The 11,883-nt window shown below is 54.6% G+C and carries 8 protein-coding genes; 1 reads left to right on the top strand and 7 read right to left on the bottom strand.

Translation table 11 applies throughout. From position 1 onward, the window contains the following. Positions 1–4 precede the first annotated feature (4 nt). The 7 genes from ACYVC2_RS09070 to ACYVC2_RS09040 form a co-directional block, all read right to left on the bottom strand. A complete protein-coding gene (locus ACYVC2_RS09070; RefSeq protein ID WP_461101987.1) occupies positions 5–1,297 on the bottom strand; it encodes a sensor histidine kinase in 1,293 nt (430 codons plus the stop codon). A gap of 133 nt (positions 1,298–1,430) precedes the next feature. Beyond that, on the bottom strand, positions 1,431–2,810 hold the full coding sequence (locus ACYVC2_RS09065; protein WP_461101986.1) for a sigma-54-dependent transcriptional regulator: 1,380 nt from the start codon (positions 2,808–2,810) through the stop codon (positions 1,431–1,433). Between the two features lie 133 nt (positions 2,811–2,943). Then, entirely contained in the window at positions 2,944–4,098 is a 1,155-nt protein-coding gene (locus ACYVC2_RS09060) for an ABC transporter permease (RefSeq protein ID WP_461101985.1), read from the bottom strand. 104 nt (positions 4,099–4,202) lie between these two features. Beyond that, entirely contained in the window at positions 4,203–5,450 is a 1,248-nt protein-coding gene (locus ACYVC2_RS09055; RefSeq protein WP_461101984.1) for an ABC transporter permease, read from the bottom strand. Between the two features lie 171 nt (positions 5,451–5,621). Then, the gene (locus ACYVC2_RS09050; RefSeq protein ID WP_461101983.1) at positions 5,622–6,284 is read right to left on the bottom strand and encodes an ABC transporter ATP-binding protein; all 663 of its coding nucleotides are present in this window, start codon (positions 6,282–6,284) and stop codon (positions 5,622–5,624) included. Positions 6,285–6,412: 128 nt separating this feature from the next. Next, positions 6,413–7,858: a TolC family protein gene (locus ACYVC2_RS09045; protein WP_461101982.1), complete on the bottom strand. Its 1,446-nt coding sequence runs from the start codon at positions 7,856–7,858 to the stop codon at positions 6,413–6,415. A gap of 2 nt (positions 7,859–7,860) precedes the next feature. Beyond that, on the bottom strand, positions 7,861–9,126 hold the full coding sequence (locus ACYVC2_RS09040; protein ID WP_461101981.1) for an efflux RND transporter periplasmic adaptor subunit: 1,266 nt from the start codon (positions 9,124–9,126) through the stop codon (positions 7,861–7,863). 320 nt (positions 9,127–9,446) lie between these two features. Here ACYVC2_RS09040 and ACYVC2_RS09035 point away from each other — a divergent pair, with 320 nt between their 5' ends. Next, the gene (locus tag ACYVC2_RS09035) at positions 9,447–11,732 is read left to right on the top strand and encodes a GH92 family glycosyl hydrolase (RefSeq protein WP_461101980.1); all 2,286 of its coding nucleotides are present in this window, start codon (positions 9,447–9,449) and stop codon (positions 11,730–11,732) included. Positions 11,733–11,883: the final 151 nt, after the last annotated feature.

Genomic DNA, 11,883 nt, shown 5'->3' with positions numbered 1-11,883 from the left:
GACGTTATCCCTGCTCCTGCTCGAACTCAATCAGAAATTCGGTCCAGCCGTCGTGGTTAGTCTTCAACGAAAACGGGAACTGGTGGTTGAGCAGGATCTCACGGGTGAGCGTCAGACCGATACCCTGCCCCTCGGGTTTGGTGCTAAAGAAAGGGTTGAACAGGTTGGCCGCTACCGTTTCCGGAATGGGTTGTCCGTTATCCCGAATCGATACGTACTGACCACTGCTCATGACCTCGACCCGATGCCCCGCATCGCAGGCTTCGAGGGCGTTTTTCACGACATTGACCAGCACCTGTTCGATCTGTTCGACGTCGATGAAGCGGATGTTCGCTTCACCTGGCCGGTACGTCAGCGCCACTCCCCGGCTTTCGGCCTGGGGCTGCAATAGCCGAACCACATTCCTCGTGATCTCGCTGATGTCCGCCGAGCGCTTCTGGGGAAGCGGCAACCGGACGATGTCGGCGAACCGGCGCATAAACAGATTCAGCCGGTCGTTGCGCTCGATGGCGACGCGGACCGCATGCTGCACGTCGGGTTCGCTCACGTACGACTGCGTGACGTCCAGAATTGAATTGACCGCTCCGATGGAGTTGTTGACTTCGTGCGCCATCATCCGGATCACTTTGCTGTAGGCTTTTTTTTCGCTGGCCAGAATCTCCGGCGTCAGCTCTTCAATGATCAGAAACGACCGCCGGAAGCCCCGGTCCATGAAGTTCGACCGGATCACTTTGTAGGTTTCCATCCCGTTCGGTTTCATCAGTCGCGATTCGCCGTCGGTCAGGTCGGCCATCTGGGCCAGCAACGAATACCCCAGGTCGGCCAGTGCTTTACCAACCACATCATCGGACTGCACCGACAGCAGCTTGCTCGCCCGTGGATTGACCGATGCAACGCGCCCGTCGAAATCGAAAATCAGAATCGCAATGGGAGCCGCTTCGATGAGCTTTTCCAGAAAAAACTGCTGTTCCACCTGCCGGGTCCGCTCCTGCCGAAGCTGATCGATCATAAGATTATACACGGTGATCAGTTCATCGACTTCCTGATTACCCGTCGGTACGAACTTGACGGTAAAATCCTTATCCCGGATGGCTTCGATGCCTGACGCGATGAATTCCGACGGCTGCTGAAACGCCCGATAAATCCGCACGGCCACATAACCCGACAGCAAAATCAGCACTTCGGACGTAATGAACAACAGTTTTTGTTCGCGTAACACCCAGCCAATCAACCCAACCAGAGCCAGGTGAACGACTGAAATATAAACCAGGTAACGCGTGCGGAGAGGAAAAGACATGGGGAAAGGGGTAAGGGCGGAGGGGGTTGGGGTAAGGGCATGGGGGAAAGGGGTAAGGGCGGAGGGGGAAGGGTTAACCATCTAAGCACCCCCTGCCCTTACCCCTCTGCCCTCACCCATATCCCCTCCGCCCTTACCCCTCCGCATCTTCATACGGAATGCCAAATTTCTCTAATCGGCGGTAGAGTGCAAAACGGGTGATGCCTAGCGCCCGCGCCACCTTCGCCACCCGGTTCTGATGAAAGGCCATAGCCCGCTGGATCATCTGGTACTCCATCTCTTCGAGGGTCATGGTGCCAACGGGTGGCAGAGCGCCAGGGGCAGCGGGCGCGGGGGTAGGCGTTGCTGGTAGGTTCCGGTCGAAGTCGTCGGGCTGTAGTTCGTCGGCGGCCGACAGGAGGACCGTGCGCTCGACCACGTTTTTCAACTGGCGGATGTTGCCAGGCAGAGCCAGGTTTTTCAGCCATTTCTGCGCTGAAGTATTTACCCGTAGGTTTGGACGATTGTAAATAGTTTTCAGATTGTCGACAAAATAGTTGACCAGCAGTGGAATATCGCCGGGCCGCTCACGCAGGGCAGGCAACCGAACCGTAATCAGGTTGATCCGGTAAAATAGATCCTCCCGAAACTGGCCTTTATGGACCATATCTTCCAGGTTGCGGTTAGTGGCGCAGATAACCCGCACATCGACCGTCCGGGTTTTGCTGCTTCCCAGCGGCTCGAACGTCCGATCCTGCAACACCCGCAGCAGCTTCACCTGACTGGCCGGGTCGAGGTCGCCGATTTCGTCCAGAAAAATCGAGCCTTTGTTCGCCAGTTCGAACCGGCCGACACGATCCGTTTTGGCGTCGGTGAAAGCGCCCCGCACGTGCCCGAAGAGTTCACTTTCGAACAACGTCGAGGAAATGCCCCCCAGATTGACTTTCACAAACGGCTGGCGTTTTCGGCGGCTGTTCTGGTGAATGGCTTCGGCGATGAGTTCCTTGCCCGTACCGCTTTCGCCTGTGATCAGTACCGGTGCATCCGTTGGAGCCACACGTCCCACGGTTGTCAGGATATCCAGCAGGCTAGGGTCTTCGCCGACGATGTTCTCGAACTGAAACTGCTGGTCGAGTTTGCGTCGACTGGGTGATGCCGAAGTCGGCTGCGCCAGGTTCAACGCCGTCCGAACCGACTGCACCAGGTGGTCGTTCTGCCAGGGCTTGGTAATAAAATCTTTCGCGCCGGCTTTCATCCCTTCCACGGCCAGATCGATACTCCCCCAGCCCGTAATCAGAATCACCGGCACGTTGGGCAGTCGTTCCCGAATCCGACGCAGCAACCGCAGGCCATCATCACCAGACGTATCGACTGAGAAGTTCATGTCCAGCAGAATAGCGTCCGGGGTTTCTTCGGTCAGTACCTCAAAGGCTTCGAACGGACCATCTGCCAGGCGCACCGTAAACCCTTCTTTCCGAAAAAGTAGCGAAAGTGATGTCTGGATGGCGGTATCGTCGTCAATGATGAGGAGCATAGGAAATAAATGAATAATGGACAATGTAAAATGAATAATGGGCAAGGTGCAATTGATTCTGTAAAATGAAAACTCTAAAGGCTACCCACTTCTGTTCATTATCAATTATTCATTTTACATTATCCATTAATCCTTACTCCTCATGCAACGCCACAGCAGGTTGGATCAGCGCGGCCTGACGGCTTGGGAATAGCGCGCAGAGGGTGACGATGGCATAAATGATGAGGGCTGCAATGACAATGGCGGTTACGTAGGTGCCGGCCTGCACATCGAACACATTCAACAGCGGAAACTGGACTGCGAAGAGCAGGCCGATCAGCAGGGCGAAAGTAGCCAGCACCCAGATTTCGCCAATAAACTGGGTGGAGATACCACTTCCGGTTGCTCCGATGGCCCGCCGTAAACCAATCTCACCCCGGCGCCGGGCGATGCTCAGGTTCAGGACACCGAACAGACCTAGCGCCACGTTGATCAGCAGAAATCCGGACACGATGGAGGCAATGATTACCGGCACCAGCACCAGGTTATGCTGGTTCTTCCGCGAATCGGTCAGGTAGTCGACTTCCACGCTCCACCCTTTCACCATCGAGGCAATCTCTTTGACAACCTTCGCTTCGAACACCGCGTCGGTACCGGGCTTCACTTTGATGAGCATCGTGTCGTTCCAGGGTTCGCTGGCCTTGACCAGTTGAAACATAGCCGGTTTATTCCCCATGAACTCCCCTTTTGCCTTGAAGTTGTCGATTACGCCAACGACTCTGAACCGGTCGCCAACCACTTTTCCGAGCGGGTTCTCGTCGCCAAATAATCCTTCCCGGGTCTGTTGGTTGATCACAATCGGTGTGTATTTGCCCACGCTGTCCGCATTTCGGTACCAGTTTCCGAGCACCACAGGGATATCGAGCGTCTTCGCAAAATCCGCATCGGTCGTATACATGTCGGCCAGCACTTTCCGCTTCCCGTATTCGATGCCATTATTCATCTGGTTGGCCGAGAAGGGAAAATTACTGCTCATGCGAGAAACCGAGGCCACTTCGGGGTAAGCCTTTAGTCGGGCCAGTATCCGTTGCAGCTTGTCGGCTACTTCGACCGTGTCCTGATTGCTCCGGAGCCCAATGGCCCAGACGTTTTCGTACGTAAAGCCAAGCGGTTGCCGGTAATTGCCGACGTTGATGACAATCAGCGTCGCGAGTCCGAACAGGACCATAAACGAAGCCCAAATCTCCACAATCAGCAGGGCGTGGGCTTTTTTCTTATTCCAGATGAGTCTAAACAGATGTTGTAGCATGGGGTATGGGGGTGAGGGCAAAGGGGGAAGGGCGGAGGGGTGAGGGCAGAGGAATATGGGTTATTTACCCTTTCCCCTATGCCCTATGCCCCTACCCCCATACCCTACGCTTTTAACGCTTCGGCGATGGTTAATTTTGACATGCGGAGGGCGGGCATTACGCCCGAAAGGAGCCCGAAAATCAGGCACACGAGCAGGCTGATCAGGAACACGTTTAGGTTGATCGTCAGGTCGGCGTAGGCAATCCAGCCGCTGGTATTGATCAGGTGAATGACAATCAGCGTCAGGATGAGCGCGATGGCGCCACCAATGAAGGTGATGAAAATGTTCTCTACGATAAACTGCCAGACCAGCGTGCGGACGGGCGCTCCGAAGGCTTTGCGGATGCCGATCTCAGACGCTCGTTCCATGATGCGGCTGACGTTGACGTTTACCAGATTGATAGCCGGCAGACCCAGCAGCATGAACAGCACAAATCCGATAATTCCGAAGAAGATCGTCTTCAGACCGGGGCCACCGTCCAGAATGGTGCCGATAAAGTTTTCGGCATACGGCTCGGCTTTTACTTCCAGTGTGGCATATTTGAATCCATCCTGCACGCCCGGCAATGGAATCCGGCTGATGTAGCTTTGAAATTCGTTCTGAACCATCGGCAGATCGGCTTTATTTTTTGCCAGTACAATGGCCACGTATCCTCCACGCATACCGCTTGCCTGGTAATTGCTCTTCGGCGCTGTATAGGGAAAATAAACATCCGAATAGGTAAACGGACGAGTAACCGGACTGCCTTTAACTACGCCAATTATCTTGTAGTTGATATTCTCAATATCGATTACCTTTCCAATCACCGACTCATTGACGTCGCCAAAATATTGTTTCTTCAGATCATCGTTGATCACCACGACGTGGTCACCGTTGGCAATATTCTGTTCGTTATACGGCTTGCCTTCCAGAAACTGGAAGTCGGTTACCCGCCAGAAATCCGCGTCGGTAAACTTGGTATTGAGCTTGATTTTCTGCGAACCGACGTACGCATTGGAGCTGTTGACAAACGTACAGATCGTCGATCGTTCGGCGGTTTTCAGGGTTTTGACATAGTCTGTCAGAAACCGGAAGCTCATTGGTCCGGAGTTACGGCTGGTCTGGCTCGAATCTTTCTGGGTCATCTGCATAATGTACAGCGACCGGTCGCGATTGGTTTCGGGATAATGGCTCCCGAATAGGTGGTCCAGAAATGACGTCAGCACCATCAGCACCGTCAGGGTGAGGCTGATGCCGAAGAGCGTGATGAAGGTATAGAACGGGTGCCGTAGCAGGACCTTCCAGGCGATTTTGATGTAGTTTGTGAGCATGGCTTTTTTTGCGGGGGTGCTTTGCGCATGGTTTGCAGGGAATAGCAGGGGTAGCAGGGACGTAGTGGGGTGCTTCGCGCGGGGTGGCAGGGATTGCTCGGATAGCTGGGATTAACTCAGTGAAACAAATCCCTGCAATCCCTGCCATCCCCTGCGCGAAGCACCCTGCCATTATAAAACCTGCGTGCCGTCGAACAGGCGGATTAGTCGGTGGGTGCGTTTAGCCATTTGTTCGTCGTGGGTGACCATCACGATGGTGGCGCCGTCGTCGTTAAGACCTTGCAGAATGTTCATAATTTCGTTGCCCATCGCGCTGTCGAGATTACCCGTCGGTTCGTCAGCCAGGATGATGTCCGGGTTGCCGACGATGGCACGGGCAATGGCGACGCGCTGTTTCTGGCCGCCCGACAGTTGTTTCGGAAAGTGCTTCATACGGTTGCTCAGGCCCACTTTCACCAGCGCATCTTTGGCGTAATCCTGCCGGGGTCGCCCGTTGGCCGACCGGTACAGCAGTGGAATCTCGACGTTGTCGATTACCGACAGATCGTTGATCAGGTGAAAGCTCTGGAAAATGAACCCGATCTTCTGATTCCTGAGTCGGGCCAGTTCTTTGTCGCGATACTGAGTAACCGGCTGGCCATCCAGTTCGACGGTTCCCTTCGAGGGTTCATCCAGTAACCCCATCACGTTCAGCAGGGTACTCTTGCCGCAACCCGAAGGCCCCATGATGGAAACGAACTCGCCTTTCCGGATATCCAGGTTGATGTTGTTCAGGGCCAGCGTCTCGATGGTGCTGGTGCGGTAAACTTTTTCGATGTTCTTGAGGTGTATCATGAGCGTGGGGCAGAGGGCATGGGGGTGAGGGGGAAGGGTGTAGGGGTTGGGGTAATGGGTTGGAACAGTGGGAAAAGGGTAACCGTCGAAGTATCCACTATCCTATGCCCTTACCACCACGCCCTCTGCTATTTTATTTTTTGGTTTGTTTCAAAATCGTATAAGGTCAATAAGCGCAGGGTGTAAAAGGCCTGCCAGTAATCGCGCAGGGCCAGGATGGCGTCGCGACGGGCGCGGTCTTTTTCCTGCGTGGCAATGCTTAAGTCGGTTACGCTCAGGTCGCTCAACTTGAACCGATCCTGGGCAATCTGATAGCGGTTCTGGCCAATCTGGTCGGCCTGGGCCGTCAGGGTTACCTGCTGGCGAAGCATTTGCAGAAGCGTCACCTGAGTAAAAATCTCCTGTTCGAAGGTCAGCTTGTCCTGCTCCACGGTCTGTTCGGTCAGCTCGCGGTTGGCCTTGGCCGTTTCGACGATGGCCTGCGCCCGACCCCAGGTCATGATCGGAAGCGTGAACTGCAGCGACACATACTCGCGGTTCTGCGGTTTCACGTAAATATCAACCAGCCGCGGTCCCTGATTCGACAGACCATAACCCGCCGTCAGGGTTGCGTTCAGGCCGTTGTTTTTGCGGGCTTTATCCAGGTCCCGGTTCGCTTCCAGCATGCGTCGTTGGAAGCCGATGGCCGCCGATCGGTTGGCAGTAGCCTCATCGAGCGCCCGCTTCACGTCGACGGTCAGCATCGGCAACTGATTGGGAATAGTCAGATCCAGCGAACGTTCATCCCGCGACCCGATGAAGGTTTTGAGCTTGAGCGATGCTACCGCTGCCGTTTGCTGCGCCGACGCCAGGTCTTTTTCGGCGTTCAGCAGTCCCATTTGCAGTTGCAGCAGATCGTTCTGCGAAATCTTGCCCAGATTCAGCCGGTGCCGCGCGATCCGGTAAAGCGTGTCGTTGTTCATGCGGTTTGTTTCCGCAATCTGCAGATTCACCTGCGCTACCAGCAGATCGAAATACAGCGTAGTAGCCGACAGCGATACCTGTTCGAGCGACTCGATCAGTTGCTGATTCCCCTCGGCGTACAGCAGCGGCTGAATCTTGCGGTCCCAGCGCATGGTATTGAACTGAAACAGCGGCTGAGTCAGCCCGATACCAAACGGAACCCCATTGTAGAGCGTATTGTCCTGAATAAAATTATCGAACCGCTGAATCTGCTTCTGAATAAAAATGGTGCCGCCCGTAGGCGCAATGGTCTGGCTCAGCGACAGGTTCAGCGTCGAGTTGTTGTACGAAACCGGCTCAAACTGGATATTCCCGTCGGGCTGAACGACCTGGATATACGAACGGGTGAAGTTCGGCAGGGTTCCGTCGAGGCTGAGCTGCGGCTTGAACTGCGCCAGAAACGACCGATACGACCAGACATTCGTGCGCTGCTGCGTATTGGCGCGCTTGGCCGCCACCGACTGCGCCTGAGCCAGTTGCAGCACCTCATTCAGCGTAACCGTCTGCGACTGCCCGACCGTCTGCCCGACGATACCCATTAAACTGAAAATGAACATGTAGAAGCGGATCATGGTCAGCGGTTCGTTTTGGGTTCGATGGTCAGTTCTTCCAGGTGTTCGTACTCGCTCAGGTCGGTGATGATGACCTGTTCGCCCACCTGTACCCCGCTCTTAATCTCGACATAATCGAAGTTGGACAAGCCAATTTCGACGTCACGCCGACGCGCCACGTTGCTTCCTTTGCCCAGCACGTACACAAACTGCTTCCGCTTCCCTTTGAACGCCGGCCCATTGGCCACCCGAACGGCTTTGGCAGCCCGGTCAGTGATGACAAATACGTCGGCTTTCATGTTGGGGCGCAGGGAAGCGTGGCGGCTGTTGTCCAGTTGAATCACAAACTGAACGACGCCGTTTTTTACGGCCGGCTTCACCTGGGTGATCTGGCCGCGCAGGTTGGTTTCATTCACTTTCACGATGACGGGCAAGCCCACCTTCACCTGTTCGGCGTACACATCTGAGCAGGAGCCTTCGACCCGGAAACTCGCCAGGTCGGCTAATTTGGCCAGCATCTCGCCCTCGTTTACGGCCGAACCGATGTTTTCATTGACCCAGGTCAGCACACCCGGCCGGTCGGCAACGATGTCGGCCTGCTTCAGTTTGTGCTGAAGTTCTTTCTGGTTCTTTTCTTCGATCTGCGCCTGTAGCGTGGTTTCGCGCAGGCTGGCTCCCATGGACTGCCGGTTATAATTCAGGTCGTTTTCCAACTGCTTTTTTTCCAGTTCGGCCACGCGCAGCGTGTTTTCGGCGCGGGTAACCTCTTCGGCCGTGCTTCCGCCTACTTTCTGCAAATGCCGGGTTCCTTCCAGATCGGCCCGCAGCCGGTTGATGTTGAGCGATTTGATCTGGTCGTTGACTTCTGCGTCGTAAAGGCTTTTATCCAGCTTCATCCGCAACTGGTCGATGCCGTTTCGTTTCAGCGCCAGTTGGTCGTCGAGCTTCTCCAGTTCAATTTCGGTCAGGGATTTATCCAGGTCGAGAATCGGCTGACCCGGTTTCACGGCCGTTCCGGGGGTGAGCAGCACGCGCCGGATGCTGGCCCGAATCGGGCTGGTGATGATCTGTTCGAAAGCGGGAATGACTTCTCCCGTGGCATTCAGTGAGTTCTCGACCGGGCCGATCTCCGCCGTTGCCGTCCGAATTCGCGCGGCTTCAACCGACGTTTTGAGGGCGTTGCGCGCCCAGGTCAACGCCACCGCCAGCGCAACAACCAGCGACACGCCGATGATCAGGCTTTTGTTGCGGCTTCGGGTTGCCACTTCGGGGGCAAGTTCTCTATCCATGTTTGTGTGTAGCGTTTCATGGATAAAGAGCCAAATAGCGTACCAACTGATAAACTGCTATTGATCAATACATTACCAAATTAGTACCCATTAAAAACTGTGCGAAATCGCACACGTCGTGACGATTTCGCACAGATCAGAGAGTGATTAGCGACCAGGTTTGGTTTCTGACAGGATTGACATCCGGGCCAACGCTTCGGATTGACATGATTTTATATAGGAAGAATCCCGTAAATCCTGTTAATCCTGTCAAAAACAAAAAAAGCTTTTCGTACTTTTTGCCCTTCATTCGTAGCCGACGGCTATTTCCTCCGAAAAAGATGATTGTACGCCTTACTATTTTCCTTCAGTTTCTTGCCCTTGTTTCCCTCGCCCAACCGAATCTGGTACCTTATGTCCATCCGCTGATCGGTACCGAAAAAATGGGGCATACGTTTCCCGGCGCGACCGTGCCATTCGGAGCCGTTCAACTCAGTCCGGACTCGGATACGCTATCGTACGAGTTCAATGGGAAGTACAACGGCGACGTGTACAAATACTGCGCGGGTTATAAATACGAAGACAAAACCATTGTCGGGTTCAGCCATACGCACTTCAGCGGCACCGGACACTCGGACCTGGGCGATTTTCTGATCATGCCCACGCAGGGCGCTTTACAGCTCAATCCGGGCGTGGCCTCGAACCCAAAGAGCGGGTACCGGTCCGCGTTTTCGCACGCCAACGAGGTGGCCGAAGCGGGTTATTATAAGGTCAGGCTCGATGATCACAACATCCTGGCCGAATTGACCGCTTCGAACCGGGTCGGCTTTCATCAGTACACCTTTCCGAAATCGGACCAGTCGCACATCATTCTGGATCTGGCGCACGGCATTTATAATTACGACGATAAGGTGGTCTGGACCTACGTGCGGGTCGTGAACGATACCCTGATCACCGGCTATCGGCAGACCAATGGCTGGGCCCGCACCCGAACCGTGTACTTCGCGCTGTCGTTCTCGAAACCGTTCAAAGCGTATGGGCAAAAGAGCCTGGATAAACCACAGGTATACAAAGGCTTCTGGCGGAAATTCGACCAGACGCGCAACTTTCCTGAACTGGCAGGCAAGCGCATGCGGATGTATTTCGATTTCGACACGCAGGAGGGCGAGAAAGTAAAGCTCAAGATGGCGATCTCGCCGGTGAGTCAGGAAAACGCCCTGGCCAACATGCAGGCCGAAATTCCGCACTGGAACTTCGACCAGGTCAAAGCCCGGGCGCAAGCCGACTGGAACCGGGAACTGGCTAAAATCCAGATCGACGCATCGGACAACGACAAGATCAATTTCTATACTTCACTGTATCACACCTTTGTCAATCCAACGACTTATATGGACGTCAATGGCCAGTACAAAGGGCTCGACCAGGGCGTTCATCAGGCTAGCGGGTTTACTAACTACACTACGTTTTCGCTCTGGGACACCTACCGGGCGCTGCACCCGTTCTTCAACCTCATCCAGCCATCGCGGAACAACGACATGGTGCAGTCGATGATGAAGCATTATGAGCAGAGCACGCTGAAAATGCTGCCGGTCTGGTCGCACTACGCCAACGACAACTGGTGCATGAGCGGCTACCACAGCGTGTCGGTGCTGGCCGATGCCATCATCAAAGGCGTTTACAAGGGCGATGCGCAGAAGGCACTCGACGCCTGCATTGCTACGGCCAACCACCGCGATTACGAAGGCATCGGCGAATACATCGACAAAGGGTACATTGCCGCCACCAGCAACGGCACGTCGGTGTCGAACACGCTCGAATATGCCTACGACGACTGGTGTATTGCGCAACTGGCGAAAAAGCTCGGTCGGCAGGATGTAGCCGAAACCTTCCGCAAACGCGCCGAAAACTGGCAAAACGTTTTCGACAAATCCATTGGGTTCATGCGCCCGCGCCTGGCCGACGGTTCCTACAAAAAAGAGTTCGACGTCTACAGCACCCACGGCCAGGGATTTATCGAAGGCAACTCCTGGAATTTCAGTTTCTTCGTCCCGCAGGACCCCGCCACGCTGATTCAGTACATGGGTGGCCCGAAGAAATTTGCGGCCCGGCTCGACACGCTTTTTGCGATGAACCTGCCGGATAAGTTTTTTGCCGAAACGGAAGACATCACCCGCGAAGGCATCATCGGGGGCTATATCCACGGCAACGAGCCCGCCCACCACGTGGCGTATCTGTACAACTGGACGGGTCAGCCGTGGAAAACCCAGGAGCGTATCCGGATGATCCTGAACATGCAGTACAAACCTACACCCGACGGACTGGGTGGCAACGACGACTGCGGCCAGATGAGTGCCTGGTACATGTTTTCGGCGATGGGTTTTTATCCGGTAGCACCGGGCTCGGAAGACTACGCGCTCGGTAGTCCTTCGGTCAAAAGTGCCCGCCTGCAACTCGAAAACGGCCAGACGTTCAGCATTGAAGCCATCAATCAGGGCGATAAAAATGTGTACGTGCAAAAGGTGCTGCTGAACGGCAAGCCGCTGGACAAGCCCGTCATTACACATTCCGACATCCTGAAAGGCGGCAAGCTCACGTTCTACATGTCGGCAAAACCAGCGAAGAAATAAAGATTTGGTGCCGGAATACTGTATCGCGGACTTTAGTCCGCTTTTTATTCAAGCAGCGGACTAAAGTCCGCGATACAGTATTCCGGCAACCATAAGAAGCTCTTCACCTATTTTTTATTAAGAATTTATCTAAATAAACATTGCTCCTTAT

The organism is Spirosoma koreense, assembly GCF_054777875.1.
This window is presented reverse-complemented; position numbering and strand designations above follow the sequence as displayed.